Annotated in this window: 11 protein-coding genes and 2 pseudogenes; 10 read left to right on the top strand and 3 right to left on the bottom strand. The window is 71.4% G+C overall.

Annotated elements, in window-relative coordinates:
- Nucleotides 1-50 precede the first annotated feature (50 nt).
- Nucleotides 51-1,548: pseudogene (locus EAS64_RS43735) on the bottom strand (PLP-dependent transferase).
- Here EAS64_RS43735 and EAS64_RS22385 point away from each other — a divergent pair.
- On the top strand, nucleotides 1,460-4,702 hold the full coding sequence (locus EAS64_RS22385) for an ATP-binding protein (protein WP_187366100.1): 3,243 nt from the start codon (nucleotides 1,460-1,462) through the stop codon (nucleotides 4,700-4,702). The pseudogene EAS64_RS43735 and the gene EAS64_RS22385 overlap by 89 nt on opposite strands.
- Nucleotides 4,703-4,706: 4 nt before the next feature.
- Here EAS64_RS22385 and EAS64_RS22390 read toward each other — a convergent pair whose 3' ends face one another.
- Entirely contained in the window at nucleotides 4,707-5,474 is a 768-nt protein-coding gene (locus tag EAS64_RS22390) for an ABC transporter permease (RefSeq protein WP_145855718.1), read from the bottom strand.
- On the bottom strand, nucleotides 5,471-6,433 hold the full coding sequence (locus EAS64_RS22395) for an ATP-binding cassette domain-containing protein (protein WP_145855719.1): 963 nt from the start codon (nucleotides 6,431-6,433) through the stop codon (nucleotides 5,471-5,473). Before EAS64_RS22395 ends, EAS64_RS22390 begins: the two co-directional genes overlap by 4 nt.
- Nucleotides 6,434-6,607: 174 nt before the next feature.
- Between EAS64_RS22395 and ftsW the strand changes: the two genes are divergently transcribed.
- From ftsW to EAS64_RS22440, 9 genes and pseudogenes are all read left to right on the top strand, one after another.
- Nucleotides 6,608-7,981: a putative lipid II flippase FtsW gene (gene ftsW, locus EAS64_RS22400; protein WP_246115812.1), complete on the top strand. Its 1,374-nt coding sequence runs from the start codon at nucleotides 6,608-6,610 to the stop codon at nucleotides 7,979-7,981.
- A gap of 52 nt (nucleotides 7,982-8,033) precedes the next feature.
- Nucleotides 8,034-9,128: pseudogene (gene murG, locus EAS64_RS22405) on the top strand (undecaprenyldiphospho-muramoylpentapeptide beta-N-acetylglucosaminyltransferase); the annotation flags it as partial.
- 445 nt (nucleotides 9,129-9,573) lie between these two features.
- The gene (gene murC / locus EAS64_RS22410) at nucleotides 9,574-11,058 is read left to right on the top strand and encodes a UDP-N-acetylmuramate--L-alanine ligase (protein WP_145855725.1); all 1,485 of its coding nucleotides are present in this window, start codon (nucleotides 9,574-9,576) and stop codon (nucleotides 11,056-11,058) included.
- Nucleotides 11,055-11,927 (top strand): cell division protein FtsQ/DivIB, encoded by an 873-nt coding sequence (locus tag EAS64_RS22415; RefSeq protein WP_145855727.1) that lies wholly within the window; start codon nucleotides 11,055-11,057, stop codon nucleotides 11,925-11,927. The genes murC and EAS64_RS22415 overlap by 4 nt, the downstream gene beginning before the upstream one ends.
- Before the next feature lie 333 nt (nucleotides 11,928-12,260).
- Nucleotides 12,261-13,895 carry a cell division protein FtsZ gene (gene ftsZ / locus EAS64_RS22420; RefSeq protein WP_145855729.1) on the top strand — a complete coding sequence of 545 codons (1,635 nt, stop codon included), beginning with the start codon at nucleotides 12,261-12,263 and terminating at the stop codon, nucleotides 13,893-13,895.
- Nucleotides 13,895-14,677 carry a YggS family pyridoxal phosphate-dependent enzyme gene (locus EAS64_RS22425; RefSeq protein ID WP_145856662.1) on the top strand — a complete coding sequence of 261 codons (783 nt, stop codon included), beginning with the start codon at nucleotides 13,895-13,897 and terminating at the stop codon, nucleotides 14,675-14,677. The genes ftsZ and EAS64_RS22425 overlap by 1 nt, the downstream gene beginning before the upstream one ends.
- A gap of 77 nt (nucleotides 14,678-14,754) precedes the next feature.
- Entirely contained in the window at nucleotides 14,755-15,234 is a 480-nt protein-coding gene (locus EAS64_RS22430; protein WP_145855731.1) for a cell division protein SepF, read from the top strand.
- Nucleotides 15,235-15,287: 53 nt separating this feature from the next.
- Entirely contained in the window at nucleotides 15,288-15,575 is a 288-nt protein-coding gene (locus tag EAS64_RS22435) for a YggT family protein (protein ID WP_145855733.1), read from the top strand.
- Between the two features lie 95 nt (nucleotides 15,576-15,670).
- Entirely contained in the window at nucleotides 15,671-16,507 is an 837-nt protein-coding gene (locus tag EAS64_RS22440) for a DivIVA domain-containing protein (protein ID WP_145855735.1), read from the top strand.
- Nucleotides 16,508-16,511: the final 4 nt, after the last annotated feature.

Here is a 16,511-nt window from a genome sequence, read left to right on the forward strand (position 1 = left end):
TGCGCCGCCGTGAGCGCTGGCTGGTCCCCAGGCGGCCAGGGCCGGCGGCCTCAGTCGGCCGCGAGCGCCGCGCCGAGGTCGGCAAGCAGGTCCTCGGCTGGCTCGACGCCGCACGACATCCTGATCAGCGTCGGCGGCGCGGTCTCCGCCGCCCACCGGGCGCGCCGCTCCCAGCAGGACTCCACGCCGCCGAAGCTAGTGGCGGGAACGATCAGCCGCGCCGCGGCAACCACGGCGTCGGCGTCGGCCGCCGACCCCGCGATCTCGAAGGAGAGCAGCGGGCCGAAGCCGCGCGGCATCTGCCTGGCCGCGACGGCGGACGGCGACAGGCCCGGGTAGTGCACGGCGGTCACCCGCGGATGGGCGGCGAGGAAGGCCGCGATGGCGAGCGCGTTCGATGACGCGCGCTCGATCCGCAGCGTCGGAGTGCCCGGAAAGCGATTTGGTCAGCGAGTACACCGACGCCACCGCGCCGAACTCGAGCGGCCGCTGCAGCAGCCCCGTCGCCACCGTGTTGTCCACCACGAGCGGCGCGGAAGCCGTCAGGGCGAGCGAGGCGAGCGCCTCGAGGTCGGCGACCCGCAGCAGCGGGTTGGTCGGCGTCTCTGCCCAGAGCACGGCGGGGCCCGCGGCGAGCGCCTCGCCAACCGCGGCCAGGTCGAGCAGGTCAACCGCCGCGGCCGCCGCCCCGTGCGGCCGCAGCTTCGCGGCAAGCGCCCGCGTGTTGTAGTAGCCGTCGGTGGGGAACACGATCCGCTCCCGGCCCTGCGCGAGCGACAGCATCAGCGCCATCGACGCCGCCTGTCCAGACGCGAAGCTGACCGCGATCGCGCCCGGCCCCTCCAGCGCCGCGAGCCCCGCCTCCACATCATCCCAGCCGGGATTGCTCATCCGCCCGTAACCGCGATCGGGATCAGGCTCCCCCGCCGACACGTACACGCTGGTCGGCAGCAGCGGCGGCCCGACGGGTGCCCCCTGCTCCCGCGAGGTCCCGCCGTGAATCACCCGCGACTCCGCGGAAAACCCAAGATCAAATTCCACCACCCCATAATCCCGAACGGGTCCGTGCCTCCGCCATCCACCCCAATGACCCGCCGTGCGAGCCGGCCGCCACCCGTCCCGATGCCCCCGGCACGAAGCGCCGGGCTCCACCCGTCCCCTCGCCAACATCACGGAGCGCCCAATCTCCTCCATTGATAACAGCAAGAAGCGGCATACTGGTGAAAATGGCCTTGCTGTTACCGGGGTGATAGTCCCGGTAACAGCAAGGGCATTTGCTAAACGATCTTCGTCGAGTGGCGAGTCGATCGACTTCCGGCGGCACGCCCACTCCGTGTCGTGATAACAGCAAGAACCGGCTATCCCGCCGCGCACGCGTCGCGTACACCGTCGCCATTCCTGATAACAGCAAGAAGCGGCGCTGGCCGCCGATGCCGTGCGGCACGGGCACAATAGAGCTGTGCGGATCGCGATCCTGGGGCTGCTCGAGGTCCACGACGACGACGGCGCGGCGGTCCCCGTGGCCGGGGCGCGGCTGCGCGGACTCATCGCTCGGCTGGCCCTCGCGGGCGGGCAGCCGGTGAGCACCGGCGCGCTCGCCGAGGCCGTCTGGGACCTCGACCCGCCCGCCGACATGGCGAACGCGCTGCAGACCCTGGTCTCGCGGGCACGCAAGACGCTGGGCGGACCTGGGGTTGTGGAGCAGTCGGCGGCCGGCTACCGGCTCGCGGTCCGGCCGGACGACGTGGACGCGCTGCGCTTCGAGCGGCTCGTCGCCGAGGGCGCCGTTGCCGAGGCCCTGGCGCTGTGGCGCGGGCCGGCGCTCGCCGACGCCGGCGACTTCGCCGGGCCGTTCGCGCGCCGGCTCGAGGAGTTGCGTCTTGAGGCGACCGTCTCTCTGCTCACCAAGGAGATCGAGGCGGGCAGGGCCGCCGCCAGGGTCGGCGAGCTTGAGTCGCTTGCCGTCAAGCACCCGCTGCACGAGAAGCTCACCGGGCTGCTCATGCGGGCGCTCGCTGCCGCGGGGCGGCAGGCCGACGCCCTCGCCGCGTACGAGGCGCTGCGCGCCAGGCTCGCCGACGAGCTCGGCATCGACCCCGGCCCGCAGCTGCGCGAGGTGCACCTGAAGGTGCTGCGCGGCGAGATCGCCGCGGCGCCGGCCCAGGCCGGGCCCGCGAGGACAAACCTGCGGGCGCAGCTCACCAGCTTCGTCGGCCGCACGGCAGAGGTCGCCAGGGTGCGCGAGGCGCTCGAGACCTATCGGCTCGTCACGCTTGTCGGCCCCGGTGGCGCTGGCAAGACGCGGCTCGCCGCCGAAGTGGCCGCCGGAGTGCGGGACCACGCGAACGGCGAGGTTACCGACGGGATCTGGCTGGCCGAGCTCGCGTCGGTCACCGACGCCGCCGACGTGCCGCAGGCGGTGCTCGGCTCGGTCGGCCTGCGCGAGGCGCGGCTGCTTCCCGACGGCTCGCAACGGATCACCAGCCGCGACGCGCGCACCCGGCTGCTCGAGGGGCTCGCCGACGCCCGTGCCCTGCTCGTGCTCGACAACTGCGAGCATCTCATCGACGCGTGCGCGTACCTGGCGGACGCGCTGCTCGCGCACAGCCCGCGGCTGCGGATCGTGGCGACGAGCAGGGAACCGCTCGGCATCACGGGCGAGTCGCTGTTCGTGGTGCCGCCGCTGGACACCGACCCTGCCGTGCGGCTGTTCGCCGACCGGGCGGCGGCGGTCAGCCCTGGCTTCGCGCTCGACGCGCGGACCCGCCCGCTCGTCACGGACATCGTCCGGCGGCTCGATGGCCTGCCGCTGGCGATCGAGCTGGCCGCCGCACGGTTGCGGACGCTGCCGCTCCCTGAGATCTCTCAGCGGCTGACCGACCGGTTCCGGCTGCTGACCGGCGGCAGCAGGACCGCGCTGCCGCGGCACCGCACGCTGCGCGCCGTGGTGGAGTGGAGCTGGGAGCTGCTCACCCCCGCCGAACGGCTGCTCGCCGAGCGGTTCTCCGTCTTCCCCGCGGGCGCGACGCCCGACGCGGTCGCCGCGGTGTGCGCCGAGGGCCAGATCGCCGCGGGCGAGACCGACGAGCTGCTGTCGTCCCTTGTCGACAAGTCCCTGCTGCAGCCGCTCGCCGACGGGCGGCGGCTGCGGATGCTGGAAACGATCCGCGAGTACGGCGCGGAGCGGCTCGCCGGGCGGGGTGAGGTCGGCGAGCTGCGGCGGCGGCACGCCGCCTATTACTCCGCGCTGATGGCCGAGGCGGCGCCCCGGCTGTTCACCCGCGACCAGCTGCGCTGGCTCGACGTGCTGCGAGCCGACAGGGACAACATCGTCGCCGCGCTGCGCTACTGGTGCGACGCCGAGGAGGCGGAAGAGGCGCTGCGGCTGGCGGTGTCGCTGAGCATCATGGCGCTGCTGCTCGGCAACGACACGGACATGGCGGAGTGGGTTCGCGACGCCCTCGCGGTACCCGGCGAGGCGGAATCGAACCTGCGGACCATGGCCGAGGCCATGCACGTGGTGACGAGCGCGCTCGACCTGTCGGCGGGCGCCGCCCCAGCGCAGGGCACCGCGCCACCGGTGGACAGGCGCGCGGTGGACGGGCCGGCCGCCCCGGGCTCCGCCGGTGCGGGCTCGGTCGGGGTGGACGCCGCCGGCGCTGGCCCGGAGGGCATGGGCTCCCGCTACCCGGGCCTGATCGAGCGGATCGACACGCTCGACGTCGGCGAGTACCCGGTCGCTGGCCTGCTGCGGCCCGTGTACGCGGTGTTCGTCAAGGACGAGGAACGGATGCGCCGCTACCTTGCCGAGGCACGAGAAAGCCGGGACCCGTGGCTCGCCGCGGCCAGCCTGATGATGACCGCGGGCCTGGCTGACAACCAGGGGGATCTCGACGCGATGCGCCCGGCCGCCGCCGAGGCAGCCGAACGGTTCCGCGCGCTCGGCGAACGCTGGGGGCTGTCGGCCACGGTGCAGATCATCGGCAACATCCGGATGCTCGACGGCGACCTGGACGGTGCGACCGACGCGTACAACGAGGCGGGCCGCCTGCTCGCTGAGCTCGGGTCGCGCGAAGACGTGTCTCAGGTGAAGCTGCGGCTCGCCGAGATCGCCGCCCGTCAGGGCAACGTGGAGCAGGCGCGCAAGCTGTCGCAGGACGCCAGGGCGGCGGTCGAGGCGGACGGCTCGATCATCGACCGCGGCATCGCCGCGGCGTGGTCGGCGGCATTCGAGGTGGGGCTGGGAGACGTCGAGGCGGCGCGCCCGGCACAGGCGGATGCGGAGCGGTTCCTCGCGCGGTTCAGCCCCGCACATCCGGCGCGCGATCACCTGGCGGCCATGGTGGCGTCCACCAGCGCGCGGATCGCCATCGCCGACGGCGACCTGGGCGCCGCGCGCGAGCAGGCCGTCCGCTCCTATCAGGAGGCGGTGAGCGCGGACGACATGCCGCTGCTGGCGGCGGCCTCGGGCACCGCGGCCGAGCTCGCCCTGGCGCTCGGCCAGCCGGAGCGGGCCGCGGAACTGCTCGGGGCGAGCACCGCCGTGCGCGGCACCGACGACCCGACCGACCCCATGACGGCGAAGCTCGCACCGCTGCTGCGCGCCGCCATCGGCCACGACCGCTACGAGTCCGCCTACGCGGCGGGCAAAGCACTCGGCCGGGCCAAGGCGATCGAGCGCCTGGACCCGGCCAGCCTGTAGGGGGTCACGTCCTGCGAATGTAACCGCGCATCGCCAACGGGAAGAACACCGCGATCAGCCCGACGATCCACACGAACGTCCAGCCGATCTGCGCGCCGACCGGGCCGCCGAGCAGGAGCCCGCGCACCGCGCTGACCAGGTGCGACAGTGGGTTGACGTTCACGAACGCCTGCAGCCAGCCGGGCATCGTGGTGGTCTGGACGAACGTGTTGCTGCCGAACGACAGCGGGAAGATGAGCAGGAACATCACGCCCTGCACCGCACCCGAGGTGCGCACCGTCATGCCGACGAACAGCGAGACCCAGGCGAACGCCAAGGCGAAGCAGATCGCGATGCCGAGCGCGGCGAGCAGGTCGAGTGGGTTGGTGGCGATGCGGAACCCGAGTATGTAGCCGAAGCCGACAAGGATCACGCACAGCACCAGGTAGCGGAAGAAGTCCGCGAACACCGCGCCGACCAGCGGGACCGAGCGGGCGATCGGCAGCGACCTGAACCGGTCGAACACGCCCTTCTCGATGTCGGCGTTCATGTTCTGCCCGATGGAGATGCTGCTCATCGCGATCGTCTGGCCGATCAGGCCGGGGAGCAGGTACTGCAGGTAGTCATGCTGGTTGCCGTGGCTGATCGCGCCGCCGAACACATAGAGAAACAGCACTAGGAAGATGATCGGCTGCAGCGTCACGTCGATGAGCTGCTCGGGGGTGCGGGTGAGCTTGATGATGTTGCGCTTGGCGAGCACGAAGGCATGCCGCAGCGAGAAACGCTTTTTCATACCAGGGCCTCCTCGTCATGGTCGCGGGACCGGGTCCGGGTAAGGGTGAAGAAAACCTCGTCAAGGCTGGGCAGGTGCAGCGAGAACTCGTCCACCGCGATCCCCGCCGCGCGCAGCCGCCCCACCACGTCGGGCAGCACGTCGTCGCCGTCAACCTGGACGGTCAGGGTGCCTCGCCCGTCGTTCTCTGGCGAGCGGCCGTTGATGGCGCGCAGCACCTCGAGCAATTCGTCGTGCCTGGCCGGGTCGGCGGGGCGGACGGTGAGCCGCTGGCCGCCGATCACGCGCTTGAGCCCGTTCGGTGTGTCGTGCGCGATCACCCGGCCGTGGTCGATCACGGTGATCTCGTCGGCGAGCGCGTCGGCCTCCTCCAGGTACTGCGTGGTGAGCAGCACCGTCGACCCGTCGCTTACCAGGCTGCGGACCACATCCCACATGTCCTCGCGCTTGGCCGGGTCGAGGCCGGTGGTCGGCTCGTCAAGGAAGATCACCTGCGGCCTGCCCACCAGGGACGCGGCGAGGTCGAGGCGGCGGCGCATGCCGCCTGAGTAGTTCTTGGCCACCTTGTTAGCGGACTCGGAAAGGTCGAACCAGGCGAGCAGCTCCTCGGCGCGCTGCCGCGCGGCCTTCTTGGACAAGTCGAGGAGCTGGCCGATCATGACCAGGTTCTGCATACCCGTCAGGTCGTCGTCGACCGAGGCGAACTGGCCGGTGAGTCCGATGCTCTCGCGCACCTTCTCCGGCTGCTTGCGCACGTCGAAACCGTTGACACGGGCGGTGCCGCCGTCCGCGCGCAGCAAAGTGGCGAGAATGCGGACGGCGGTGGTCTTGCCCGCGCCGTTCGGCCCGAGCACGGCGAGCACGCTGCCCTTGCGCGCGGCGAGGTCCACCCCGGCAAGTGCCTTCGTGTCGCCGAAGGTCTTCAGCAGCCCCGTGGCTTCAATCGCTAGATCTGTCATGCTCCAGACACTGCCAGCCCTCGCTGACACGCGCCGCACACCGCGCTGTTACGGCCTCGCCGCCGCGCACAGCCCGCTGTCAGCGATGTCAGCGGCAAATGCCGGGCGACACGCGGGCGGATGTTCCGGGCATCGGCGACCGGAGCACAGAAACTAGAGGACATGTATGTCCGCGTGGCGAGCACCGCAGACTCCGGCCCCGCCGGCACCGCAAGCACATCTGGCACCGCAGGCACTGCCGGCCTTGACGGCTCTCCCGTGCCGGCCGGCGCTGAGGGTCCGGTCAGGCCGGCCTGGCGCGACCGCATTGGCGTCGACGGCGTCGCCCTGCGGGTGCACGGTGCGCGCGCGCTACTCGCCCGGCCGCTGACGCCGTACTACCTGATCGTGGGAATCACCACACTGCTGCTCTGCCTGGGCCTTGTGATGGTGCTCTCCACGGCGTCGGTGGCGGACCTGACGCAGGGTGAGTCGCCCTACCACGACTTCGAGCTGCAGCTTGGGGGCGTGCTCATCGGGGTTCCCGTCCTGTGGGTGGCGGCGCGCTCGTCACCCCGGCTGTTCCGCGCCGCCGCGTACCCGCTGCTCGCGGTCTCCATCATCGGGCTCGGGCTGACCCTCATTCCCGGGGTGGGCAAGTCGATCGGCGGCGCGACCCGGTGGATCGACCTGGGCGGCTCGCTCACCTTCCAGCCGTCGGAACTCGCGAAGCTCGCGCTCGCCGTATGGGGCGCCGACCTGCTGGCCCGCAAGGAAAAGCTGGGCATGCTCACGGACTGGCGGCACATGCTCGTGCCGCTGCTTCCCGGCACTGGCGTGCTCGCCCTGCTCGTGATGGCGGGTGACGACCTCGGCACCACGTACATCCTGCTGATGATCTTCCTCGCGCTGCTCTGGATCGTCGGCACGCCCGGGCGGGTCTTCACCGGCATGCTGATCCTGATGGGCCTGGTACTCGTGCTGCTCGTGGTGGCCAAGGGCTACCGGGCGGAGCGGCTGATGGAGTTCTGGAACCCGTCGAGCACCGATGCGATGGGCCCCAACCAGCAGCCGATCCAGGGGAAGTACGCGCTCGGTTCTGGCGGCCTGTTCGGCGTGGGGCTCGGCGCGAGCAGCGAGAAGTGGGGCTACGTGCCCGAGTCGACGACCGACTTCATCTTCGCGATCATCGGCGAGGAACTGGGCCTGGTGGGCACGCTCTGCGTGACCGCGCTGTTCGGCGGCCTCGCGTACGCCGGGCTGCGGGTGGCGCGGCAGTCGGCCGACACGTTCAGCCGGCTGTTGTCCGCCGCGATCACCACGTGGATCGTGGTTCAGGCCGTGGTGAACATCGGCGCGGTGATCGGGGTGTTCCCGATCACCGGCGTGCCGCTGCCGCTGGTGTCCAAGGGCTTGTCGTCCGTGCTGGTGACGATGGTGGGGCTAGGTATGCTCATGTCGTTCGCGCGGCGGGTACCCGGAGCAACCCAGGCTTTGGCCGCACGCGGTCCCTTCCCGGCCAGACGCGCTCTAAGCTGGCTACGCCAGGGGACGCGGCGCGGGACGTAGGTAGTCAGCCCCGCGGGCCGATGATGCCGGGTGAGGAGCGAGGAGCGTTTCGATGAGGGTGGTGCTAGCTGGCGGTGGGTCAGCCGGACATATCGAGCCCGCTCTGGCGCTCGCCGACGCGCTTCGTGAGGCCGACAGCAGCATCGAGGTGATCTGTCTCGGCACCCAGCGCGGCCTCGAAACCCGGCTGGTGCCGCTGCGCGGCTACCCGCTCGAGCTGATACCCGCGGTGCCGCTGCCCAGGTCGGTGACGCCCAAGCTGCTCACCGTACCGGGACGGCTGGCCGGGGCCATCCACGCCACGGGCGCCATTCTCGACCGGGTCGGCGCCGACGTGCTCGTCGGCTTCGGCGGCTACGTCGCCACGCCCGCCTACCTGGCCGCCAAGCGGCACAAGGTGCCGATCGTGGTGCACGAGGCGAATCCCTCGCCGGGCATCGCCAACCGGCTCGGCGCCCACCTCACCACGCACGTGTTCACCGGGAATCCGGACACCAAGCTGCGCAACGCAAGGTACCTGGGGCTGCCGATCAGGCGGCAGATCGCGGAACTCGACCGGTTCGCGCTCGGCGACAAGGCGCGCGCGCACTTCGGGCTCCGCCCCGACCTGCCGGTGCTGCTCGTCACCGGTGGCTCCCAGGGTGCCAAGTCGATCAACAGGGCGCTGGCCGGCGCGGTCGGCGCGATCAGGAGCGCCGGGGTGCAGATCCTGCAGGTGACGGGGCCGAAGAACGCCGACGAGGTGCAGCGCGAGGCGGGCCAGGCGGCCGGCGGCACCGTGCCCTACGTGATGGTCCCTTACGTGGACCGGATGGACCTCGCGTACGCGGCCGCGGACTTCGCGCTGTGCCGGGCAGGGGCGATGACCTGTGCGGAGCTCACCGCCGTCGGGCTGCCCGCCGCGTACGTGCCGCTGCCGATCGGCAACGGTGAGCAGCGGCTCAACGCGCTGCCGATCGTGCAGCGCGGCGGCGGCCTGCTCGTCGAGGACGCGGAGCTGACCGCGGACTGGATCAAGACCTCGCTACTTCCCGTGCTGACCAACATCGACCAGGTAGCGGGCATGTCAGAGGCGGCGGCCGCGCTCGGCCGCAGGGACGCGGACCGCTGGCTGGCGAAGGCGGTCATCGAGATCGTGGCAGCGGAGACCGCGGGCCGCACCGGGGCGAAGCCAGGCGGCGGCCAGGGCCGGCCCGCTGCCGCCCAGCCCGCCCCATCCGCCCAGCCGGACTGGCCCGCCAAGCCCGCCTCGCCCGCCCAGCCAGACTGGCCGTCCCAGCCAGGCAGGCCCGCCCAGCCGGCGCGGCCCGTCCCGCCGGACCGGCCCGCCCAGTCAGCCAGGCCCGTGCCGCCGGTCGCGCCGTCAGCGCCGGAGCCGGGGAGCCTGTTCACCCCGCACAGCGCGAGACAGCAGCCGTCAGGCGGCCAGGGGCAGCAGTACCAGGCAAGACCGCCGCAGAGCGACGGTCAGCAGCGGCCCTCGGGCCAGGGCGGTGGCCGCCACCGGCAGGCCCGATGAGCGAGCTTGCGAGCGAATCGGTAAGTACTGTGCGTCCGCGAATGCGGACTCCGAGCGCCAGCGAGGTGGCTGTATGAGCGGGCTGGTGACTCCTACCGAGCCGGTACCGCTCGGTGAGCTTGGGCGCGTTCACTTCGTTGGCATCGGCGGCGCCGGCATGTCCGGTATCGCCCGCATCATGCTTGCCCGCGGCACCGCGGTGTCCGGCAGCGACTCGGCCGCCTCCGCCGCCCTTGACGAGCTCGCCGTCCTTGGCGCGCGAGTGCATGTCGGCCACGCGGCCGGCCAGCTCGGCGACGTGGACACCGTTGTCGTGTCGAGCGCGATCAGGGACAGCAACCCCGAGCTCGCGGAAGCCAGGCGGCGCGGCCTGCGGGTGCTGCACCGGGCCGCCGCGCTCGCCTCGCTCATGACGGGCCGCCGGGTGACCGCCGTCACCGGGACGCACGGCAAGACGACCACCACGTCGATGATCACCACGATCCTGCTCGAGACCGGCGCCGGACCCAGCTACTCGATCGGCGGCGTACTGGGCGCGACGGGCACCGGCGCGGCCGACGGGCCCGGCGGGGACTTCGTCGCCGAGGCGGACGAGAGCGACGGGTCGTTCCTCATGTACGCGCCGGATGTCGCCGTCGTCACCAACGTCGAGGCCGACCATCTCGACAACTACGGCACAGAAGATGCCTACCGGGCCTCGTTCCGCGCCTTCATCGACCGCGTCGAACCCGGCGGCCTGCTTGTCACCTCGGCCGACGACCAGGGAACCGCCGAGCTCGCCGCCCACGCGCGCGACCTTGGCCTGCGGGTCGTCACCTACGGCCTGTCACCCGATGCCGATTACCTGGTGACGGACGTGGCGGCGGACGGCATGCGCACCAGGTTCTCGCTGACCGTGCCGCCGCGCCTGTCGGGGACGAGCGGTGCCGATCAGGGTCAGCCGAACCCGTTCGGGCCGATTAATTGCGAAATCGGCGTGCCTGGACTGCACAACGCGCTGAACGCGGCCGCGGCGCTTGCCGCCGCCGTCGAACTCGGGGTCACGCCGGACGTCGCGGCGCGCGCCCTGGCCGGCTACCGGGGTGCCGCGCGCCGGCTCGAGCCGAAGGGCGAGGCGGGCGGCGTCCGGGTGCTCGACAGCTACGCGCACCATCCGACCGAGCTCGCCGCCGACCTGCGCGCCGCGCGGCAGATCACCGGCGGCGCCGGGCGGGTCATCGCCGTCTTCCAGCCGCACCTGTACAGCAGGACGCGCATCTTCGCCGCCGAGTTCGGCGCCGCTCTCGCGCTTGCCGACGAGGCCGTGGTGCTCGACGTGTACGCGGCCCGCGAGGACCCGGAGCCGGGGGTCAGCGGCCGGCTCGTCGCGGACGCCGTGCCGGGCGGCGCCGCTCACTACCTCGCGGACTCCGCCGACGTTCCCAAGTTCGTCGCCGCGCTGGCCGCGCCCGGTGACCTGGTGCTGACCATGGGCGCGGGCGACATCACCAAGACCGGCCCGCTCATCCTCGCCGAGATCGCCGGGGCGGCGGGCGCACCAGAGTCCGGCCGGCCATGAGCGACGCCACGCCGGGCGTCGGAAGCGACGCCGGCCGCACGCCGTCCCCGGCGTCCGCGGCCACCGCGACCGCCGCGGCGGGCGGCGTGCCGCGGCTGAACTCCGCCGGGGTTCCCGGCGCTGGCGGTAGCCGGGCACCGGGGCCGCGGCGGGGAGCGCGCAGACGCGGCCGCCGGTGGCGGGTGGCCTTCTTCGCACTCGCCGCGTTCGCGATCGTGGCCGGGGTGGGCTGGGCCCTGCTCGGCGACCGGCTGCTCGTGGTGCGCTCGGTGACGGTGACCGGGACGCACCTGGTCGGCTCCTCGCGGGTGATCGCCGCCGCCGACGTGCCGCCCGGCACGCCGCTGCTGCGCGTCGACACCGGGGCGGTAGCCCGCCGGGTTGAGGCCATACCGCAGGTCGCGTCCGCGCGGGTGACGAAGGACTGGCCCGACCACCTGGTCATCGCGGTCACCGAGCGGGTCCCCGTGCTCGCGGTCAAGATGGCGGGCGGCGGCTATGACCTTGTCGACCCCACCGGGGTGCCCGTGCGGTGGGCGAAAAACCGTCCGGTCGCCCTGCCGCAGCTGCTGACGTCGCTACCGGGCAGCGCCCTGGCCGGGGCGCCGAGCGTCTCCGCCGCCGCGGCCGTGCTCGCCGAGCTTCAACGCTGGCTGGCGGGCCAGGTGGTGCAGATGAGCGTGACCCAGCCGACGGGAAGCGGCGACCCGGCGAGCCAGCAGGTGACCCTGCACCTGAGGACCGGCAAGACCGTGCTCTGGGGCGGCCCTGGCCTCGCGGGACAGAAGAACCGCGAGCTCGCCATCCTGCTGCCGGGCAAGGCGCGCTACGTTGACGTGAGTGCTCCGGGCACCGTCGTCACCAGGTAACGCCAAGGAAATGTGGCCCGCGACACGCGCGCATGCCGTTCGAGCGTGGCTAGTTGACCACGCCGGCTCACCACCCTACTGTCCCTATCAATCGTTAGGAAGACAAAACTCTAAATCTCAACCTGAAGGTGAAACCTGAGGCCGCCGAGTTGCGGTTACGCAATTGGCGTTCGGCGGCAGGCCGGGGCATTCGGCCGCGAATTCCGTGGGCTAGTCGCCATGAGGGGCGCGGACGGCGTGAACGGTCAGGACAGCCAGCAGGGCCGGGGCTGGGGCAGGCGCGAAAGGCGCAAGACCCGGGCAGGGAGAAGCGAGCGGAAAGGTACCCTCCTCGTGGCAGCACCGCAGAACTATCTGGCGGTCATCAAGGTCGTCGGTATCGGCGGCGGCGGCGTTAACGCCGTTAATCGCATGATCGAAGAGGGACTCAAGGGCGTCGAGTTCATCGCGATCAATACCGACGCGCAGGCTCTGCTGATGAGCGACGCCGACGTCAAGCTCGACGTCGGCAGGGAACTGACCCGCGGTCTTGGCGCCGGTGCCAACCCGGACGTCGGCATGAGGGCGGCCGAGGACCACCGCGAGGAGATCGAAGAGGTGCTCAAGGGCGCCGACATGGTCTTCGTCACCGCGGGTGAGGGTGGCGGCACGGGCACCGGCGGCGCGCCGGTGGTTGCGAGCGTCGCCCGCTCGCTCGGCGCGCTCACCATCGGCGTGGTGACCCGCCCGTTCGGGTTCGAGGGCAAGCGCCGCGCCGTCCAGGCGGAGACCGGGATCGAGCGGCTGCGCGCCGAGGTCGACACGCTGATCGTCATTCCGAACGACCGGCTGCTTTCCATCTCCGACCGGCACGTCTCCGTCCTCGACGCGTTCAAGGCCGCCGACCAGGTGCTGCTCTCCGGTGTTCAGGGCATCACCGACCTGATCACCACGCCCGGCCTGATCAACCTCGACTTCGCGGACGTGAAGTCCGTCATGTCGGGTGCCGGGTCCGCCCTGATGGGCATCGGCTCCTCGCGCGGCGATGACCGGGCGGTCGCGGCCGCGGAGATGGCGATCTCCTCGCCGCTGCTCGAGGCCTCGATCGACGGCGCGCACGGGGTCCTTCTCTCCATTCAGGGCGGCTCCGACCTGGGCCTGTTTGAGATCAACGAGGCGGCGCAGCTCGTCGCGAACTCGGCGGCGGTCGACGCCAACATCATCTTCGGCGCGGTGATCGACGACGCGCTCGGCGACGAGGTCCGAGTGACCGTTATCGCGGCCGGGTTCGACGAGCAGCGCCCGTCCCGGCCGCCTTCGGCAACCGCGTTCTCGCTGTCCGACGGCCGGCCGACGGCGGCGCCGGGCAACGGCTCGGCCGGGGGCAACGGCGCAAGCGCGGGTCCAGCCGCGGGGAACGGCGCGTCCGGCGGATCGTCCGCCACCTGGGGCGGCACGGGGACCTCTCCCGCGGGACACGGCCACGCCGGGACCGGCACGCCAGGGCATGCCCCGGCCGCGGCCGCCGCGGTGCCCGCTCAGGCACCCGCGCACGCCCCGTCCGTGGCGGCACCGCCAGTGTCGGGTTCGACTGCGTCGAGCTCGCCTGTCTCCGTGGCGCCCGTCTCCGGTAACGCGGGCAGCGGCACGGGCAAGGCGCCAGGCTCGGGTAACGGCGCCGCCGGGCACGGGGCCAGCGGCGCCCGGCAGGACAATGAGGTGCCCGCGCAGCCCGCCGGCGAGGCGGCCGCCGGGTACGTGCCCGCTCCGGTCTCGTTCGTGTCGCCCGATGAGGACGAGGACTACGGAAGCTATGACTCCGGCCGCACGGACGCGGCGGCGGGCGGTTCCGCCCCGGGCTCCGCGCCGTCCTGGAAGGACTCCGGCCGCGCCAAGCAGGACAAGGTCTTCGACGTGACCGCGGGCCGTCGCCGTCCCGTGGTCTTTGAAGAGGAAGACGACCTGGACGTCCCCGACTTTCTCAAGTGATGGCGTCGGACGGCGGCGGGTCCTCCGGGACCGACCCGCTGTCCCGGCGTGCCGAACTCGCCGGCCGCCTGGAACGGGTCAGGTCGCGGATAGCCGCCGCCTGCGCGGCGGCGGGACGGGACGAGGGCGAGCTCACGCTGATCGCCGTCACGAAGACCTACCCCGCCTCCGACGTCGTGGCACTGGCCGGTCTCGGGCTTTACGACTTCGGCGAGAACCGGGACCAGGAGGCAGCGCCCAAGGCGGCCGAGGTGGCCGCGAGCGATGGCCCGGCGATCCGCTGGCACTTCATCGGGCAGCTGCAGACGAACAAGGCGCACCGGGTGGCCAAGTACGCGGATGTGGTGCAGTCGGTGGACCGGCTACGTCTCGTGCACGCGCTCGGCACGGCCGCCCGCGCCGCGGGCCGCGACCTGACGTGTCTTGTGCAGGTCAGCCTCGACCCGGCGGACGCCGGCGGCGAGAGGCTCGTCGACTCCGAAGGCGACCCGGCGCGCGGCGGCGTGCCGCCCGCCCGGCTCGCCGAGGTCGCGGCGGCGGTCGAGGCCGAGCCCGGGCTAATCCTCGGCGGACTGATGGCGGTGGCACCGCTCGACATGGACCCGGTGGCGGCGTTCGCTCCGCTGCGTGACCTCAGCGAGGTGGTCCGTTCTATCCGGAATGCCGCTTCTGTCATCTCCGCGGGCATGAGCGGCGACCTCGAGGCGGCGATCGCGGCCGGCGCGACACACTTGAGAATTGGTACGGCGTTGCTCGGCAACAGAAGCGTTCCGGTCCGGTAATGTCCGTCGCGTAAGGCAATTTGACGGGTGTTGGATACGCGGCGACGCGTTGCTATGGACCGACGGAGGACTGAAGGATGGCCAGCGCGATGCGCAAGATGGCGGTCTACCTTGGCCTCGTGGAGGACGATCGCCGGTATCAGGACGGCTACGAAGCGTATGACGAATACGACGACTACGACGAGCCCGCCGAGGTCATGGAGGCGGCCGTTGTCCGCGCCGAATACGGTGAGTACGTGAGTGACCACGTTGTGGCCGTTCCGCCTCGGCAGGTCGAGCTCGCCCGGATCACAACACTTCATCCGCGCACCTACAATGAAGCCCGTACCATCGGTGAGCACTTCCGTGAGGGCACCCCGGTGATCATGAACCTGACCGAGATGGTCGACAGCGACGCACGCAGGCTCGTCGACTTCGCGGCAGGACTGATCTTCGGCCTGCGCGGGTCCATCGATAAGGTGACGAACAAGGTCTTCCTGCTCTCCCCGGCCAATGTCGAGGTGACCGCGGAGGACAAGGCGCGCATCGCAGAGCGTGGCTTCTTCAACCAGAGCTAGCGGGCGCGGAGGCCGAAGGGCGGGTACAGGCGTGCCCGATAACGGGTGATGTGATGGATATCCTCAAGGTCGTCCTTACCTACCTGCTGACGCTCTACCTCGTGGTGCTGATCGGGTGCATGATCCTGAGCTGGATCAACGTATTCGTGCGCCCTTGGTACCCGCCGCGTTTCGTCAAGCTAGTGGCTGAGGGGATTTTCACACTTACTGATCCGCCGCTGAAATTGCTACGTCGCTACATCCCGCCCCTCCGGCTAGGTACAGTATCTCTGGACCTTAGCTTCATGGTCCTGTTCATCGTGGTACTGATTTTGCTGCAGGTGGCTGTGCCGCGACTTTGAACCCTGTACCGTGCTGTGCAGGTACGGTGCTGAGGAACACGGTGCTTCAGGAACACGGTGCTAAGGAACACAACCAAGCGCGCCGAGGAGACAAGATGCCGCTGACGCCCGCGGATGTGCGGAACAAGCAGTTCAGTACGACCAGGCTCCGGCCTGGATACGACGAGGAAGAAGTTGACGCCTTCCTCGACGAGGTCGAGGCTGAGCTTGACCGGTTGATCCAGGAGAACGAAGAGCTCCGGGCGAAGCTGGCCGAGGTCCTGCGCGGCGGAGGGAAGCCAGCCATGGCGCTGAGCTCTCCGCTGTCCGACCCGAAGCCGGACATGATGATGTCCGAGCCGCCGATGGAGTCGCGTCGGCCCGAGCCCATGATGATGGACCGGATGCACCACCCGGTCGAGGACAACATGGATACGGCAGCCCGCGTGCTCTCACTGGCGCAGCAGACGGCCGACCAGGCCATTGCCGACGCTCGCCGCGAAGCGGACGAGACTCTCGGCAGGGCGCGCCGCGAGGCTGACGAGGTGCTCACCAAGGCTCGCCGCCAGGCAGAGCAGATCACCGGTGACGCCAGGGCCCGCGCCGAGTCTCTGGAGCGGGACGCGCAGGAGCGGCACCGCCAGGCGATGGGTTCGCTGGTGACCCAGCGCGAGGAGCTCGAGCGCCGGGTGGACGACCTGCGTGCCTTCGAGCGTGAGTACCGCAGCAGGCTCAAGGCGTACCTGGAGGGTCAGCTCCGCGACCTTGAGGCCGGTGTCACCGACAGTGGCACGTTCCCGGCGATGCCGCCCTCGGCGGCGCCCACCCCGCCGCAGCTTCCGGCCGGCCTCGGCCAGCCTGCGCTGCGCACCGGAGTGTCTGGCTCCGCACCGACGACGGCTCAGTACGCGGTTCCCGAGCACGCGGGCGGCTTCCGCCCAGACGGCCGCTAACCGC

It is taken from the genome of Trebonia kvetii (genome assembly GCF_007827045.1).
Classification (GTDB): Bacteria; Actinomycetota; Actinomycetes; order Streptosporangiales; family Streptosporangiaceae; genus Trebonia; species Trebonia kvetii.

Bases quoted from the DNA above. Each gene is read 5' to 3' on its own strand.
- EAS64_RS22390 (WP_145855718.1), bottom strand. From the start codon at position 5,474: ATGAAAAAGCGTTTCTCGCTGCGGCATGCCTTCGTGCTCGCCAAGCGC.
- EAS64_RS22395 (WP_145855719.1), bottom strand. From the start codon at position 6,433: ATGACAGATCTAGCGATTGAAGCCACGGGGCTGCTGAAGACCTTCGGC.
- murC (WP_145855725.1), top strand. From the start codon at position 9,574: ATGAGCGGGCTGGTGACTCCTACCGAGCCGGTACCGCTCGGTGAGCTT.
- EAS64_RS22415 (WP_145855727.1), top strand. From the start codon at position 11,055: ATGAGCGACGCCACGCCGGGCGTCGGAAGCGACGCCGGCCGCACGCCG.
- EAS64_RS22425 (WP_145856662.1), top strand. From the start codon at position 13,895: ATGGCGTCGGACGGCGGCGGGTCCTCCGGGACCGACCCGCTGTCCCGG.
- EAS64_RS22430 (WP_145855731.1), top strand. From the start codon at position 14,755: ATGGCCAGCGCGATGCGCAAGATGGCGGTCTACCTTGGCCTCGTGGAG.
- EAS64_RS22435 (WP_145855733.1), top strand. From the start codon at position 15,288: ATGGATATCCTCAAGGTCGTCCTTACCTACCTGCTGACGCTCTACCTC.
- EAS64_RS22440 (WP_145855735.1), top strand. From the start codon at position 15,671: ATGCCGCTGACGCCCGCGGATGTGCGGAACAAGCAGTTCAGTACGACC.